The sequence below is a fragment of the Bradyrhizobium yuanmingense genome (genome assembly GCF_900094575.1).
Classification (GTDB): Bacteria; Pseudomonadota; Alphaproteobacteria; order Rhizobiales; family Xanthobacteraceae; genus Bradyrhizobium; species Bradyrhizobium yuanmingense.
Genome location: NZ_FMAE01000004.1, coordinates 488695 through 502600, shown reverse-complemented (window position 1 = coordinate 502600; position 13906 = coordinate 488695). Strand labels below are relative to the sequence as shown.

Annotated in this window: 17 protein-coding genes; 6 read left to right on the top strand and 11 right to left on the bottom strand. The window is 65.6% G+C overall.

Annotation, left to right across the window (positions count from 1 at the left end; all coding sequences use genetic code 11):
• The 3 genes from GA0061099_RS15910 to GA0061099_RS15900 all read left to right on the top strand — a co-directional run bounded on the left by GA0061099_RS15910 (nucleotide 1) and on the right by GA0061099_RS15900 (nucleotide 2249).
• Nucleotides 1–1059: an alcohol dehydrogenase gene (locus tag GA0061099_RS15910; RefSeq protein ID WP_036000662.1), complete on the top strand. Its 1059-nt coding sequence runs from the start codon at nucleotides 1–3 to the stop codon at nucleotides 1057–1059.
• A 74-nt stretch (nucleotides 1060–1133) separates the two neighbouring features.
• A complete protein-coding gene (locus GA0061099_RS15905; protein WP_036022716.1) occupies nucleotides 1134–1370 on the top strand; it encodes a hypothetical protein in 237 nt (78 codons plus the stop codon).
• 159 nt (nucleotides 1371–1529) lie between these two features.
• Nucleotides 1530–2249 carry a Crp/Fnr family transcriptional regulator gene (locus GA0061099_RS15900; RefSeq protein WP_036022715.1) on the top strand — a complete coding sequence of 240 codons (720 nt, stop codon included), beginning with the start codon at nucleotides 1530–1532 and terminating at the stop codon, nucleotides 2247–2249.
• 10 nt (nucleotides 2250–2259) lie between these two features.
• Here GA0061099_RS15900 and GA0061099_RS15895 read toward each other — a convergent pair whose 3' ends face one another.
• The gene (locus tag GA0061099_RS15895; RefSeq protein WP_036022714.1) at nucleotides 2260–2997 is read right to left on the bottom strand and encodes a Crp/Fnr family transcriptional regulator; all 738 of its coding nucleotides are present in this window, start codon (nucleotides 2995–2997) and stop codon (nucleotides 2260–2262) included.
• Nucleotides 2998–3150: 153 nt separating this feature from the next.
• Between GA0061099_RS15895 and GA0061099_RS15890 the strand changes: the two genes are divergently transcribed.
• A complete protein-coding gene (locus GA0061099_RS15890) occupies nucleotides 3151–3390 on the top strand; it encodes a hypothetical protein (RefSeq protein ID WP_036022713.1) in 240 nt (79 codons plus the stop codon).
• A 17-nt stretch (nucleotides 3391–3407) separates the two neighbouring features.
• A complete protein-coding gene (locus tag GA0061099_RS15885) occupies nucleotides 3408–4109 on the top strand; it encodes a Crp/Fnr family transcriptional regulator (RefSeq protein ID WP_036022712.1) in 702 nt (233 codons plus the stop codon).
• On the opposite strand, the gene GA0061099_RS15880 is transcribed toward GA0061099_RS15885, so the two are convergent.
• From GA0061099_RS15880 to GA0061099_RS15870, 3 genes are all read right to left on the bottom strand, one after another.
• Nucleotides 4097–4708, bottom strand: coding sequence for a cupin (locus GA0061099_RS15880; protein WP_036000681.1), 612 nt, complete (start codon nucleotides 4706–4708; stop codon nucleotides 4097–4099). The genes GA0061099_RS15885 and GA0061099_RS15880 overlap by 13 nt on opposite strands.
• A 115-nt stretch (nucleotides 4709–4823) precedes the next feature.
• Entirely contained in the window at nucleotides 4824–5309 is a 486-nt protein-coding gene (locus GA0061099_RS15875) for an SRPBCC family protein (protein ID WP_036022711.1), read from the bottom strand.
• The gene (locus GA0061099_RS15870) at nucleotides 5306–5623 is read right to left on the bottom strand and encodes an ArsR/SmtB family transcription factor (RefSeq protein WP_036000689.1); all 318 of its coding nucleotides are present in this window, start codon (nucleotides 5621–5623) and stop codon (nucleotides 5306–5308) included. Before GA0061099_RS15870 ends, GA0061099_RS15875 begins: the two co-directional genes overlap by 4 nt.
• A gap of 268 nt (nucleotides 5624–5891) precedes the next feature.
• Here GA0061099_RS15870 and GA0061099_RS15865 point away from each other — a divergent pair, with 268 nt between their 5' ends.
• Nucleotides 5892–7094, top strand: a complete 1203-nt coding sequence (locus GA0061099_RS15865; protein ID WP_036022709.1) for a hypothetical protein — start codon at nucleotides 5892–5894, stop codon at nucleotides 7092–7094.
• Here GA0061099_RS15865 and gmk read toward each other — a convergent pair.
• The 7 genes from gmk to fabD form a co-directional block, all read right to left on the bottom strand.
• Nucleotides 7027–7686, bottom strand: a complete 660-nt coding sequence (gmk, locus tag GA0061099_RS15860) for a guanylate kinase (protein WP_036000695.1) — start codon at nucleotides 7684–7686, stop codon at nucleotides 7027–7029. The two genes, GA0061099_RS15865 and gmk, sit on opposite strands and share 68 nt — an antisense overlap.
• 3 nt (nucleotides 7687–7689) lie before the next feature.
• A complete protein-coding gene (locus tag GA0061099_RS15855; protein WP_036022708.1) occupies nucleotides 7690–8577 on the bottom strand; it encodes a YicC/YloC family endoribonuclease in 888 nt (295 codons plus the stop codon).
• A 117-nt stretch (nucleotides 8578–8694) separates the two neighbouring features.
• Entirely contained in the window at nucleotides 8695–9978 is a 1284-nt protein-coding gene (gene mltG, locus GA0061099_RS15850; RefSeq protein WP_036022707.1) for an endolytic transglycosylase MltG, read from the bottom strand.
• Between the two features lie 127 nt (nucleotides 9979–10105).
• A complete protein-coding gene (fabF, locus tag GA0061099_RS15845; RefSeq protein WP_036022706.1) occupies nucleotides 10106–11371 on the bottom strand; it encodes a beta-ketoacyl-ACP synthase II in 1266 nt (421 codons plus the stop codon).
• A gap of 108 nt (nucleotides 11372–11479) precedes the next feature.
• A complete protein-coding gene (locus GA0061099_RS15840) occupies nucleotides 11480–11719 on the bottom strand; it encodes an acyl carrier protein (protein WP_008551805.1) in 240 nt (79 codons plus the stop codon).
• 312 nt (nucleotides 11720–12031) lie between these two features.
• The gene (gene fabG / locus GA0061099_RS15835; RefSeq protein ID WP_025035827.1) at nucleotides 12032–12769 is read right to left on the bottom strand and encodes a 3-oxoacyl-[acyl-carrier-protein] reductase; all 738 of its coding nucleotides are present in this window, start codon (nucleotides 12767–12769) and stop codon (nucleotides 12032–12034) included.
• A gap of 12 nt (nucleotides 12770–12781) precedes the next feature.
• Entirely contained in the window at nucleotides 12782–13741 is a 960-nt protein-coding gene (gene fabD / locus GA0061099_RS15830) for an ACP S-malonyltransferase (protein ID WP_036022704.1), read from the bottom strand.
• Nucleotides 13742–13906: the final 165 nt, after the last annotated feature.

The window sequence follows — 13906 nt, the reverse complement described above, 5'->3', positions numbered from 1 at the left end:
ATGGCGTTGATGCGTCGGCAGTCCCTGGTCAAGTTCGATGCGCCGCTGTGCGAGACCATCGTCGAGACGCCCAAGCCGCAGGGCCGTGAGGTCTTGGTCCGCATCGAGCGCTGCGGTCTCTGCCATTCCGATCTCCACATCCAGGACGGCTATGCCGATCTCGGCGGCGGCAAGAAGCTCGACACCACGCGCGGCATGACGCTGCCCTTCACGCTCGGCCACGAGATCGCGGGCGTCGTCGACGAGGTCGGCCCCGATGTTCCGGCCAGCCTCGTCGGCGCCAAGAAGGCGGTGTTTCCGTGGATCGGCTGCGGCCAGTGCCGCGACTGCGCCAATGGCGACGAGAATCTTTGTGTGAAGCAACGCTTCCTCGGCGTTTCCATCGACGGCGGCTTCGCCACCCACGTTCTGGTCCCCGACGCCAAATATCTGCTCGACTACGATCCCCTGCCCGTCAACCAGGCCGCCACCCTGATGTGCTCCGGCGTCACCGCCTATGGCGCGCTCAAGCGCCTGGTCGACCGTCCGCGCCAGCGCAATCTGTTGCTGATCGGCCTCGGCGGCGTCGGCATGATGGGCCTGTCGTTCGCGCAGGCGATGTTCAAGCAGCCAATCACGGTCGCCGACCTCTCGCCGGCCGCGCGCGAGACCGCACTCAAGAACGGCGCCGCGGTGGCCTACGATCCGGCCGAGCCCGACGTGATCAAACGCATCCTGAAGGAGACCGAGGGCGGCTTCGACGAGATCGTCGATTTCGCCGGCAACGAGAAGTCGATGGCCTTTGCCGTCGCCGTTGCCGCGCGCGGCGGCAAGATCGTGGTCTCCGGCCTGATGGGCGGCCAGTTCACGCTGCCGATGGTGCAATGGGTCTACAAGCGCATGACCATCGAAGGTTTCATGGTCGGCACGCTCGCGGAGGCTCACGAGCTGATGGCGCTCGCCCGCGCCGGCAAGATCAAGCCGACGCCGATGCGCGAGGAGCCGATGGGCGACGTGCAGAAATGGATCGACGAATTGCGTGCCGGCAAGGTCGTCGGCCGCATCGTCCTGAAGAACTGACCGCGGCGCGGCGGGTCCGACGCAAGTCTCGCCCGCCGCACGGAACGCCTGCGGCCGCGCCGCGTTGGCTGCGCATGTCGATCCGTTGCACCGTCGAAAGCGCATTCTTCATCGCCTGGAGCTGCCTCGAGAAGAGCGGCGAGCTCGGGCCGCCGGACGCGAGCGCGAACTTCCTGCTCGACGCCATCGAGGCCCAGCTTCGAACCGGTGAGCGCCGGCAACTGATGCTCGCCAACCGGGCGATCGACGCTTACCGCGCCGCTGCGGCACAGGGCCGACTGACGGGAGATCGCGAAGCCCGCTGCGGCTGACGATCCTCGCTGCCGTCCAGCCCGCTGAAGCCCGCGACGTCGTGCTCCAGTTTTCGACGCCCAAAAGTCCGTTGTGTGCACTTTGGAACCGTCGGTTCCGCCGCGGAAACGTAGGTTTGCCGCTGGCGCCGATTCCCGGCCCGCCCAAGAGAACGCAATGTGACCGGTCGGCCCAAGAACGATCTGCTCCGGCAGCTCAACCATCAGGATTTCGAACTGCTCGCGCCTCACCTCCAGCCGATCGACGTCGGGGCGAGTCAGGTCCTGCATCACGCCGGCGACGACATTGCCGCGGTGCATTTTCCATGCGGTCCCGCGCTGGTGTCGTTCGCCGTGCCGGTCGAGGACGATCGCGAGGTCGAAAGCCTGCTGGTCGGGCGCGAGGGCGCGGTCGGCATCGCCGCCGGCCCCAGCCCTTCGCTCGCCTATTCGCGCATGGTCGTGAAGTTTGGCGGCACCCTGGTGCGGCTGCCGTTGCGCGCGCTCGAGCAGGCGCAGCAGAGATCGGCGACGCTCCAGGAGGCCTTCGCGCGCTATGCCGACTGCCAGTTCGCGCAGCTCTTGCAGACTGCGGCTTGCAACGCTGCGCATTCGATCGAGCAGCGGGCCGCCAAGTGGATCATGTCCGCGCAGGAACATATCGGCGGAGCCGAGATTCCTCTCACCCACGAGCAGCTCGCCGGCATGCTGGGCGTCTCCCGCAGCTATGCCAGCCGCGTCATCCAGATGTTCAAGGCGCGGCGCATCCTCGCGACCCGCCGCGGCGCCATCCTGATCCTCGACGCAGCAGCGCTCGAAGCGAGAGCCTGCTGCTGTAACGATTGGGTGAAGAAGCATTTCCACGAGGTGCGCGGTGGAGCGGCACCCGCGGAGGGTTGATGCCTCCGCCTCACGCATGCGGCGGCGACTGCCGCTTCAGATGCAGATAGGTCGGACTGAAATCGCCGAGCCGCTGCAGCTCGCGCCATTTCAGCACGACCAGCTCGCCATCACGAAGATCCATCGCGCCGCTGCGCCTGAGATCGGCGAGCGTCCGGTTCACCGTCGCGATCGCCATGCCGAGCGTCTCGCCGAGTTGCGTGAGACTGATCGGCATGCGGCAACGATTGCCGCGCACCAGCTGCGCCGCGCGGGCGCGGTAGAACAGCTCGCAAAACAAGTGCGCCATGCGCGTCTGCATCGGCCGGGCGCTGTTGTTGGTGATGGCCTCGCGAAAGATCGCGGCATCGCGCAGCGTCTCGCGCCAGACCGCGAGGGCGAAGGTCGGCCGCCGCCGGAACGCGATGAACAATTCGCGGTGCGGGATGAACGCCACCGACGCCGGCCCGAGCGCACTGAGCCCGTGATCCATCTGGTCGATGAACAACCCCTGCGCATCCGGAAGGTCGCCGGTGAGATGGAACGCCAGATATTGCCGCCGCCCGCTGCCGAGCAGGTGATAGCGGGCAACCATGCCGGAGACGACCAAAGCGGAATGCTCGGGCTCGTCGCCTTGACGGATGAAATCCTCATTGGGTGCGAAATCGCGCAGCATGAAGGTCAACGCGCGAATCTCGCCCATATCCTCCTCTGCGAGCCCGGTGTGCTCGCCGAGGTTCCGTATCAGCACGTCGTGAGCTTTTTCCATGGAGCCGCCAAAAATCGCGCCGATTCTATCAAATGATACGTCCGGCTTGCGTTCAGCGGACTAGAACGCAGATCGGAAGCACAGGTTGCTAACCGGCTTGCGACGCATCGATCGCAGCCACCCCATCCCCCATTCGGACCAGCCGGCCTTAACATGAAAAGCACCACTCTCCTGGAGCGCATCCGGCGCCTGTTCGCATCCGATGCCGGCGAGCATCTGGACACCATCAGCGACGCCTTGCTGAAGGGAACGCTGAGGGAGCCGGTCCGGCCGATGTCGGATCAGGAGCTCGCTCGCGCCATCCGCGAGTTCCGCTCCGTGCCGGTTTCCGACTGGACGCTTGCGAAACTGTCGCGTCGCCTGGCCGAGGCGTCCGTGCCGCGGGACGGCTGAAGCTGCACGCGAGGCCCATGCCACATCCGAAATTCATCGTCCGTCTGCAGACGATCGAAGGCCTGTCCGAGGACGAGCGCCGCCAGATCGCGGGCTTGCCGTCCACGCTGCGCCAGGTCGCGGATGGCGAGATCGTGCTGCGCCAAGGCGAGGCCGCGAGCCGCTGTGTCTTCGTCGTCAGCGGCTTCCTCTACCAGTCGCGCATCGTCGGCGATCGCAGCCAGACCCTCGCCTTCCATGTTCCCGGCGACATGCCATGCCTGCACACGCTGCTGGTCTCGCCGATGGACGCGGATCTCGTGGGGCTCGGCCCGACCATCGTCGGCACCGTCGCCCACAGCCAGCTCCGCCAGCTGCTCGACAGCTCGATCCACCTGACCCGCGTCTTCTGGCGCGAGACGCTGATCGACGCGGCCATCTCGCGGCAATGGATCGCCCGCCTCGGTGCGCAGGCGGCGCTGCCCAAGGTCGCGCACCTCATCTGCGAGCTCGCGGCAAGGCTGGAGATCGTCGGCCTCGTCAAGCGCAACTGCTTCCAGATGCCAATGACGCAACGCCACGTCGCGGACGCCTGTGGCCTGTCCATCGTTCACGTCAACCGCACCATCCAGGAGCTGAGGCATCGCGGGTTGATCGCCTGGGACGGCAGCGAGATCGAGCTGCTCCAGCCCGACGAGCTGCGCAGACTTGCGGATTTCTCGCCTGATTATCTAAGCTGAGCGGACCGCCACGCGGCGAGCAGCGGTCCGCCGCTCCCCAGCACGGGATCCGTCTTCGGCTTGCGGACCTTGGCGATGCGCTTGACCGCGTCGGGACGCTGGCGCGTGTCGGTGCACTCGTCATAGGTGCCGTCCTGCGGGTAGGCGCCGACGACCATAAAGTCCCGGCTGGATTCGATCAGCCGGTGGCCGGTGCCCGCGGGCAGGACCAGCACGTCCCCGGCTTTCAGTTTCAGGATGCGGCCCTTGATCCCGCCGCACTCGATCCTCGCCGTGCCGCGCGCCACGCCCATCACTTCATGGATCTGCGAATGATAGTGGACGAAGTCGTACACGGTGTCGCGCCACGACCGGCCCCAGCCATTGGTGTCGAACAGCGTGTCGATGACGACCTCGGGCGGAAAGCGCCGACCGTTCAGCTTCACCGCGCCGCGATAGAGCAGCGCCGGGAAGCGCGGATGGTTCGGCACGATGCCGTCATCGCGAAAGTGCATGGCCGTGGGCTTGCGGGCCCGTACCAGCCCCCGCAGCGTCGCTGCATCGGGCTGCTCCTCTACCAGCTTCTTGGCGAAGTTCTTGATCTGATCCTTGACCGGCATGACGTCTCCTCAGCCGCGAAATAACGGCTGCGGAGGTGAGAAGTTTCCGGGCCCGATCGGAGCAAGGCCCGACAGGGCCTCTCCTCGTCATGACGCGGCGTCGGAAGGAAGCGCGTCAACGCTTGGCGGCAATCAGTTCGGCAAACTGCCGCAGATAGAGCGGCCAACCCTGATCGCTGTCAACGCCGCTGCGGACGCCTTCCCAGCCCTCGCCATGCCGATCGAGGCGACGGTGCTCCAGCTCCAAGCGGGTCCGGCTTGGTGTCTCCGCAATGAACCGGACCTCCCATTCACTCGTCTTGGCGGGATCGGTCTCGATTTGCCAGCGCGGGCTGATGTCCCAACTCAAGAGGACTCGATTGGGTGGTTCGAACGCCAACACGCGCGCCCAGCGGCATTCGCTGCCGTCGATCCCCCGATCATAAATGCTTCCGCCCACCCGAGGTTCGAATACGGTCTCTGCAATGGGAACGGCGAGCAGATTGTGCTCGCGCGGCTTGAAGCTGCCGAAGTCTTCGGTGAAGACCTTGAACGCGCGCTCGATCGGCGCCTCGACTACGATGGAATGTTTGACGGGCGCAATCGATACACGTGTGTTCATCTGGATCCCTCCGATGGTTTTTCGACGGCTAGTTTGTAAGCGGCCAACGTGTCGCTCCAGAACCGGTCGAGCCAGGCTCGCATCTGGCCGAGTCCCGCCGGATCGACGTAATAGACGTTGCTGGCGCCCTTCGGCTCTGCACGAACCAAGCGGGATTCGCGCAGCACCTTGAGATGCTGTGAGACGGCCGACTGGGACACGGGCAGCTGTCGCGTGATCTCGGCGACCGTGCGTGGCCGTGCACCGACAAGCTCGAAGATCCGCCTGCGGGTGGGATCGCCGAGTGCGGCCAGTTGTGCGCTGTCTTTAGCCATAGACACTCCCCGCCCCATGCCACGCTTGTTCGACCTGTCATAAGTTACTACTAATGATTAGTACTGACTTATGATCGTGTCAACCGGCTCAGGTTGTGGCGTGGAACTCTGATCGTGACGTTCGGAGAGTCTCATCCGGGGGCGGAACGAACGTCGCGCAGGCCCGATTCAAGCCACATCCTCTCCGGATTTGCGGCTCATTGCCACCCAAGTCTTTGACGAGAAGGGGCTCGTTGAGAGTTGCGTCATGCGTAACCGGGAGACCAGGATGGGCAACCGCGCCGCAAAGTTCATTTCGACCCTCGTCGCCAGCATCCTCGCGGGCGCGCCATTGGCCGCGGTATCGCAGAACGCGCCGACGCCATCGAGCACGGCCGCCGGGGCGCCCGACTGCCTGGCTTCGCCGAAGGATGCCACGCCGCAGGGCCAGCACTGGTACTACCGCCTCGATCGCACGACGAAGCGCAAGTGCTGGTATCTGCGCGCCGCAGGCGGCAAAGCCGCACAGACCGCGCAGGCGACGACCGATACATCCGAGCCGGATGCAGCACCGCCGCAGGCCGTGCAGAACGCGCGCGCGGAATATATCGCGCCGCAGACGAGTGCCGCAGCGGGCACGCCGAACATGGCCGCGCCCGCGCCGGCTGCAGCGAATGCACCCGCGGTCGCGCCGCAGCCGCCGAGCAGCGTCGCCGAAACCAACGCGCAGCAGCCGGCCGTGACCGCGCGCTGGCCCGAGGCCTCCACAGCGTCCACCGCGCCAGCGCATCAGCCGGCGGAAACCACGGTTGCAGCAGCCGCGCAGCCAAACGCGAAGCTGTCAAAATCCCCTGCTCCGCTCCCGCCCGCGGCCGATGGCACGACTGACAAGTCCGGCGGTTCGCTGCAGATGCTGATGCTTGTGATCGGCGGTGCGCTGGCGCTCGCCGGCATCCTCGCCAGCGTCATCTACCGCTTCGCCGGCGGACGCGTCCGCGCCAGGGCCGCCGACCGCCGCGGGCATTGGGACGATTGGGCGCCGCAGGACCATGACGGAAGCCACGCGCCCTGGCGCGATTCACCGCCGGCCGCCGCCCAGCCGCCCCGCCCGATCGACTTCGATGCGGCACGTCCGCAACCGACAAGACAAGTGACGAAACTCGCCGCGATCGGCCGCGAGATCGAGCTGATCGACGCGCGCAGGCAACGTGCCGTCGCTCCGGCCGCAAAACCGGTCGAGTCCAGAAGCGACAAGGTCGAGATCAAGTTGTTCGATCGGGCTGCTGCACCCAAGCTTGCCGCCAACGAAATTGAGGCGGATCGCGATGACGCGCCGGCAGGTCGGGATACCGATGCCGTCGATGTCGACGCGATCACGACGATGCTGGAGCAGCTGGCGAAGGAAGGGCCGCGCCTGTCGCGGCCTAACCTTGAAGCTGACCTTGCAAACTTCGCACGAAGCCTACGAGGCCAATCCGCCGCTCGCGCTTGAGACGCTCGGCCTTCAGGATCGACTGCACCTCGGCGAAGGCTTCGTCGACCGCGTGGTTGATCACGATGTAGTCGTACTCGGCCCAGTGACTCATCTCGTCGCTGGCGCGGCTCATGCGCTTGCGGATCACCTCGTCGGAATCCTGCGCGCGCGAATGCAGGCGCTTCTCAAGGTCGGCGGCCGAGGGCGGCAGGATGAAGACGCTGACGACATCGGCGCGCGCCTTCTGTTTCAATTGCTGGGTGCCCTGCCAGTCGATGTCGAACAGCACATCCTGGCCGGCCGACAACGCCGCATCCACGGGGCCGCGCGGCGTACCATAGCTGTTGTCGAACACCGTCGCCCATTCCAGCAGTTCGTCGGCCTTCACCATGGCATCGAACGTCGCCTTATCGACAAACGTATAGTCCTTGCCGTTGACCTCGCCCGGCCGCATCGCGCGCGTGGTCGCAGAAACCGACATTTTCAAGCCCGGCATCCGGTCGATCAGCATGCGCGACAGCGTCGTCTTGCCCGCGCCTGATGGCGAGGACAGCACGAACATCAATCCGCGCCGCTCGACACCGTCAGTTCCGTGACCGCCCGTCGTCATCGATCACTCCAGATTCTGCACCTGCTCGCGGAACTGCTCGACCACGTTCTTCATGGCGAGGCCCGTGTTGGTCAACTCGATGTCGTTCGACTTCGAGCAGCAGGTGTTGACCTCGCGGTGAAACTCCTGCGCCAGGAAATCCAGCTTGCGCCCGATCGGGCCGCCCTTGCCGATCAGCTCGCGCGCCTGCGTGATGTGGGAGGCGATGCGGTCGAGCTCCTCGCGGATGTCTGCCTTGGTCGCGATCAGGATCGCCTCCTGCATCAGGCGATCGGAATCGAAACGGTCGGAGGTGTCGAGCAGCGCTGCGATCTGCTCAGCGAGCTTCGCCTTGATCGCCTCCGGCTTGCGGCCGGGCGCGGCCTCCGCTCTCTTCGCCAGCTGCTCGATCTCGTCGACGCGCTGGGTCAGGATCTGCCCAAGCGAAGTGCCCTCGCGCTTGCGCATCGCAACGAGCTCGTCGAGCGCCTTGTCGAAGGCCTCGGCGGCAGCAGTGCGCGCTGCCTTGTCCTCCTCCTCGTCGCCCTCGGGCTCGGCGACCTCGACGACGCCCTTGATGGCGAGCAGGCCGTCGATGCTCGGCGCCACCGCGTCGACCTTCCCCGAGATCAGCGCGGCGGCCTTCAGCACCGCGTTGAGCACGTCCTCGTTGATGCGGACGGTGGCGGCGGCATTGGTGCGCTTGACGGTGAGATTGGCATAGACGGTGCCGCGCGAGAGCAGCTCGCCCGCGCGCTTCTTGGCATGGGCCTCGAGCTCGTCAAACCCCTGCGGCAGCCGCACGCGCAAGTCGAAGCCCTTGGCATTGACCGACTTCAACTCCCATTCGAACGTATACGGCCCGCTTGCGCCGTGGCATCTCGCAAAGCCGGTCATGGACGACAGCGCCATCAGTTCAAATTCTCCAGGAACACGGGATTCGCGAGGCTATCAAGCCACGCGAATCTTAAGACTATTTTGTCGGAAAGTGGAATCGGCAATGTCCGCAAGCCGGTCTGCGCGCAAGGCTCAGCGCTGAACCACCGGCGGCGAGCCCTGCACCGCGCCCTGCCGGGCCGGTGGGGGATTGGCTGGAGCAGCCGGACGTGCTGCCGGCGGCCTCTTCTGCTGATTGGGCCGTGCCGGCGTGGCCGCGGTCGGCGGGTCGGCAGCGCCAGGCGCGGCAACGGCCGGCGGCTGCGCGTCCTCGGGCGGCTCGACCGTGTCGTTCTGGATCTGCTTCTCCATCGCGCGGAGCTTGGCGACGTTCTTCTGGTGCGCGTCGTAGGTTTCGGTGAAAGCGTGCCCGCCGGTGCCGTCGGCGACGAAATAGAGGTCGCGGGTGCGGGCCGGGTTGGCGGCAGCTTCGAGCGAGGCGCGGCCCGGATTGGAGATCGGGCCCGGCGGCAGGCCGTCGATCACATAGGTGTTGTAGGGCGAGGGCTGCGTGATCTCGCTGCGTTTGATCGGCCGGCCCAGCGTTCCCTTGCCGCCGACGAGGCCGTAGATGATGGTCGGATCGGACTGCAGCTTGATCCGCTGCTTCAGCCGGTTGACGAACACCGCGGCGACGCGGCTGCGCTCGTCCGCCTTGCCGGTTTCCTTCTCGATGATGGACGCCAGCGTGACCAGCTGCTCCGGCGTCTTGACTGGAATGTCCTGATTGCGGCGCTCCCAGATCTCCGACAGCACACGCTTGTGCGCCTGCTGCATGCGCTGGACCACCTGCTCGCGCGGGGTGCCGCGCGGGAATTTGTAGGTCTCCGGGAGCAGCGTGCCTTCGCGCGGCAGCTCGCGCACGCTGCCGGTGAAAATGTCGTTGTCGGACAGCCGCGCCACGATCTGCTCGGAGGTCAGGCCTTCGGGAATCGTCACGGCGTGCTGCACCACCTTGCCCTCGACGATGGTGCCGATGACGTCGCGCAGCGAGGCGTTCTTCTGGAAGGAATACTCACCCGGCTTGAGGTCCGAGCTCGCCTTCAACGCGGCGACGCTGGCGATGAACACCCAGGGATTGACGTCGGTCACGCCTTCCCGGTTCAGCGTCTCGGCGATGTCGCGCTTGCCCGCACGCTGCGGGATGTTGACGATCTTGTCCTCCTTCAGCGGTCCGGGCGCCTCGAGCACCTGGCGGCCGTAATAATAGACGCCGCCGGCGCCGAGCATGGCGATCAGCAGAAGCGTGATGATGGCGTTGCCGACGACGACGAACGGATTGCGCGCGCGGTCCGACCGCTTGGGCGGCGGCGGAAGTTGCTCGGGCTCGAGCGCGGCCCGCGGACTCCGGGGTGAAATGGGCGGCCTTTCACTCATCGAAACAACCTGAATCCTGCCGGTTCAATAGCGGCCCGACAATCGCTTGCCCTGCCAAAAACGCACGCGCCCACGTCCATGACTATCGCCGAATACGGCAAAACGGTGGATTCGTCTCAAACACAAACTAACTGACTAGGCGCCGGACGATCACCGACGCATTGGTACCGCCAAAACCAAAAGAGTTCGACAACGCGACGTTGACCTCACGCTGCTTCGACTTGTGCGGCACGAGATCGATCGCGGTCTCGACCGACGGATTGTCGAGATTGATCGTCGGCGGCACGACATTATCGCGAATCGCCAGAATCGCGAAAATCGCTTCGATCGCACCGGCCGCGCCGAGCAGATGGCCGGTCGACGACTTGGTCGAGGACATCGCGACCTTGGAGGCGGCGTTGCCGAGCAGACGCTCGACCGCGCCGAGCTCGATCTCGTCGCCGAGCGGCGTCGAGGTCCCGTGCGCATTGATGTAATCGAGATCGGACGGCGTCAGCCCGGCACGCTTGAGCGCGGCCGACATGCTGCGGAAGCCGCCATCGCCGTCGGGCGACGGCGAGGTGATGTGATAGGCATCACCCGACAGACCATAGCCGATCACCTCGGCATAGATCTTCGCGCCGCGCCGCCTGGCGTGCTCCAGCTCCTCCAGCACGAGGACGCCGGCGCCCTCGCCCATCACGAAGCCGTCGCGGTCTTTATCGTAGGGACGCGAGGCCTTTTCGGGAGTCTCGTTGAAACCGGTCGACAGCGCGCGCGCGGCGTTGAAGCCGGCAATGCCGATGCGGCTTATCGGCGACTCGGCGCCGCCCGCGACCATCACGTCGGCATCGCCCAGCGCGATCAGGCGGGCGGCATCGCCAACCGCATGCGCGCCGGTCGAGCATGCCGTGACCACCGAATGGTTCGGCCCCTTCAGCCCGTGCGCGATCGAGACGTAGCCGGAGGCGAGATTGATCAAGCGGCCGGGAATGAAGAACGGCGACACCCGGCGCGGCCCGCGCTCCTTCAGCAGGATCGCGGTATCGGCGATGCCGTTGAGGCCGCCGATGCCGGAGCCGATCATGGTGCCGGTCGCGCATTTGTCCTCTTCGGTCTCGGGATGCCAGTTGGCGTCGTCGAGCGCCTGACCGGCCGCGGCCATGCCGAAGATGATGAAGTCGTCGACCTTGCGCTGGTCCTTCGGCTCCATCCACTTGTCCGGATTGAAGCTGTCCTTCGAGCCGTCGCCGCGCACGACCGTGCAGGCGATCTTGGTCTGCAGATCGGAGACATCGAAGCTCTCGATCCTGCGCGCACCGCTTTCGCCGTTGAGGATGCGCTTCCAGGTCGGCTCGACGCCACAGCCGAGTGGCGAGACCATGCCGAGACCCGTGACGACAACCCGCCTCATATCCGAAAACTCCGCATCGAAAGATTCACGGCCAATAACAAGAAACCGGCTGACCGCTGCGAAGCGGCCCGTCCGGTTTCAATGTTGTCCCCGCGAAATTGAAGAGCCTTAGCTCTTCGCGTTCTTCTCGAGAAACTTCGTAGCGTCGCCGACGGTGAGAATCGTTTCCGCAGCGTCGTCCGGAATCTCGCAACCGAATTCCTCTTCGAACGCCATCACCAGCTCGACGGTATCCAGACTGTCGGCGCCGAGGTCGTCGATGAAGCTCGCGTTGTCGACAACCTTCTCGGGTTCAACACCAAGGTGTTCGACCACGATCTTCTTAACCCGCTCGCCAATGTCACTCATTGCTTAACCTCGTGTTGTTCCCTGTAGACCCGACCCCCCGGGACGATACGAGCCGTCGTGGTCGTTTGACTGCCTTCGCTTACGAACTTTGATTTGGCCCATCCTAACCGATGGAGGCCCCGGCGAACGACGGCCAAAGGCTCCGCATCGCCAATATACAGGGTTTCAAAAACCTGCAATGGCGTTCTTTGCCCATCCGTTGGAGGTCCGGTTATCATACTTCAATTGCCTTGACTACAAGCCTCATTTCGCTCCGGAAACGGCCGTTTGCCGCATGCCGCACCGCCGTGACAGGCGACGCGGCACGAGACGTCAGATCATGGCCATGCCGCCGTTGACGTGGATGGTCTGCCCGGTGACGTAGGCTGCTTCGTTCGAGCTCAGATAGACGGCGGCCGCTGCGATGTCCTCGGGCGTCCCCAGGCGGGCGGCCGGAACCTTGGTGAGAATCGTTTCGCGCTGCTTGTCGTTGAGCGCATCGGTCATCGGCGTCTTGATGAAGCCCGGCGCGATGCAGTTCGCGGTCACGCCACGCTTGGCGTATTCGGCCCCTAACGTCTTGATCATGCCGATCAGGCCGGCTTTCGACGCAGTATAATTGCCCTGCCCGGGATTGCCGGTGACGCCGACCACCGAGGTGATGGCGACGATGCGGCCGAAGCGCTTGCGCATCATCAGCTTGGTCGCGGCGCGCGCCAGGCGGAAGGTCGCGGTCAGATTGACGTTGATAACCTCGTCCCAGTCCTCGTCGCGAAGCTGCACGAAGAGATTGTCGCGCGTGATGCCGGCATTGGCGATGAGAATGTCGACCTGGCCCATCGCCGCTTCCGCAGCGGGCACCAGCGCCTCGACCTCATCGGCCTTGGAGAGATTGCAGGGCAGCACGTGGGCGCGCTCGCCGAGCTTGCCGGCAAGCTCGTCCAGCACCTCCTTGCGCGTCCCTGAAATGGCGACGGTGGCGCCCTGCGCGTGCAGCGCCTGCGCGATCGCGCCGCCAATGCCGCCGGTCGCGCCGGTGACGAGCGCCTTTCGGCCAGTCAGATCGAACATTGATGGACTCCTTTAAGCCTGCTTCGCAGCGGCCAATGCATCCTTGGCGGCGGCAATATCGTTCGGGCCGCCGACCGCAATGCCGACGGCACCGTCCGCGATACGCTTGACGAGACCGGTCAGCACCTTGCCGGCGCCGATCTCGAAGAAGCGGGTGACGCCCTGCCCGGCCATGTAAGCCACCGACTCGCGCCAGCGCACTGTGCCGGTGACCTGCTCGACCAGGCGGCGGCGGATCTCGTCGGGACCGGTGATGGCGCTCGCCAGCACGTTCGACACCAGCGGGGCGGCCGGCGCCTTGATCGTAACCTTCGACAGCGCCTCCGCCATGGCATCCGCAGCCGGCTGCATCAACTTGCAATGGAACGGGGCGGACACCGGCAGCAGCATCGCGCGCTTGGCGCCCTTGGCCTTGGCGATCTCGACGGCGCGATCGACCGCAGCCTTGTCGCCGGAGACGACGACCTGGCCGCCGCCATTGTCGTTGGCGGCCTGGCAGACCTGCCCCTGCGCCGCCTCGCCCGCGACCTCCATGGCGGCCTCGTAGTCGAGACCGAGCAGCGCGGCCATCGCGCCGGCGCCGACCGGGACCGCCTTTTGCATTGCGAGACCGCGGGTGCGAAGCAGACGCGCGGTATCCGAAACCGTCAGGCTGCCGGCCGCCGCCAGCGCCGAATATTCACCGAGCGAGTGGCCCGCGACGAAGGCAGCGTCTCGTCCTACGGAAAAACCAGCCTCGGCCTCGAGCACGCGCAAGGTCGCGATAGACACGGCCATCAGCGCCGGCTGGGCGTTCTCGGTGAGCTGGAGAGTTTCGGCCGGACCTTCCCAGATGATGCCGGTCAGCTTCTCCCCGAGCGCGGCATCGACCTCGTCGAATACGGCGCGCGCCACCGGAAAGGCGTCGGCCAGGGCCTTGCCCATGCCGACAGCCTGGGAACCCTGCCCAGGAAATGTGAATGCAGCCGTCATCGGCGCTCCCTGCTGTCAGGCATGATCCCTGTTCTGAACCGGCAGCCGATTTACGCCCGGCCTTAGGCCGTGGTTTCTTGGGCCATGGTTCCGGATCATGCTCCAAAGGGGGCCGTAGACACCGTCCGGGGCCGCACTGTCAAGCCGAGACGGGAACTTGGAGCA

What these genes read in the sequence shown, in the direction of transcription:
- GA0061099_RS15910 (WP_036000662.1), top strand. Translation starts at nt 1, where the DNA reads ATGGCGTTGATGCGTCGGCAGTCCCTGGTCAAGTTCGATGCGCCGCTG.
- GA0061099_RS15905 (WP_036022716.1), top strand. Translation starts at nt 1,134, where the DNA reads ATGTCGATCCGTTGCACCGTCGAAAGCGCATTCTTCATCGCCTGGAGC.
- GA0061099_RS15895 (WP_036022714.1), bottom strand. Translation starts at nt 2,997, where the DNA reads ATGGAAAAAGCTCACGACGTGCTGATACGGAACCTCGGCGAGCACACC.
- GA0061099_RS15890 (WP_036022713.1), top strand. Translation starts at nt 3,151, where the DNA reads ATGAAAAGCACCACTCTCCTGGAGCGCATCCGGCGCCTGTTCGCATCC.
- GA0061099_RS15885 (WP_036022712.1), top strand. Translation starts at nt 3,408, where the DNA reads ATGCCACATCCGAAATTCATCGTCCGTCTGCAGACGATCGAAGGCCTG.
- GA0061099_RS15880 (WP_036000681.1), bottom strand. Translation starts at nt 4,708, where the DNA reads ATGCCGGTCAAGGATCAGATCAAGAACTTCGCCAAGAAGCTGGTAGAG.
- GA0061099_RS15875 (WP_036022711.1), bottom strand. Translation starts at nt 5,309, where the DNA reads ATGAACACACGTGTATCGATTGCGCCCGTCAAACATTCCATCGTAGTC.
- GA0061099_RS15870 (WP_036000689.1), bottom strand. Translation starts at nt 5,623, where the DNA reads ATGGCTAAAGACAGCGCACAACTGGCCGCACTCGGCGATCCCACCCGC.
- GA0061099_RS15865 (WP_036022709.1), top strand. Translation starts at nt 5,892, where the DNA reads ATGGGCAACCGCGCCGCAAAGTTCATTTCGACCCTCGTCGCCAGCATC.
- gmk (WP_036000695.1), bottom strand. Translation starts at nt 7,686, where the DNA reads ATGACGACGGGCGGTCACGGAACTGACGGTGTCGAGCGGCGCGGATTG.
- GA0061099_RS15855 (WP_036022708.1), bottom strand. Translation starts at nt 8,577, where the DNA reads ATGGCGCTGTCGTCCATGACCGGCTTTGCGAGATGCCACGGCGCAAGC.
- mltG (WP_036022707.1), bottom strand. Translation starts at nt 9,978, where the DNA reads ATGAGTGAAAGGCCGCCCATTTCACCCCGGAGTCCGCGGGCCGCGCTC.
- fabF (WP_036022706.1), bottom strand. Translation starts at nt 11,371, where the DNA reads ATGAGGCGGGTTGTCGTCACGGGTCTCGGCATGGTCTCGCCACTCGGC.
- GA0061099_RS15840 (WP_008551805.1), bottom strand. Translation starts at nt 11,719, where the DNA reads ATGAGTGACATTGGCGAGCGGGTTAAGAAGATCGTGGTCGAACACCTT.
- fabG (WP_025035827.1), bottom strand. Translation starts at nt 12,769, where the DNA reads ATGTTCGATCTGACTGGCCGAAAGGCGCTCGTCACCGGCGCGACCGGC.
- fabD (WP_036022704.1), bottom strand. Translation starts at nt 13,741, where the DNA reads ATGACGGCTGCATTCACATTTCCTGGGCAGGGTTCCCAGGCTGTCGGC.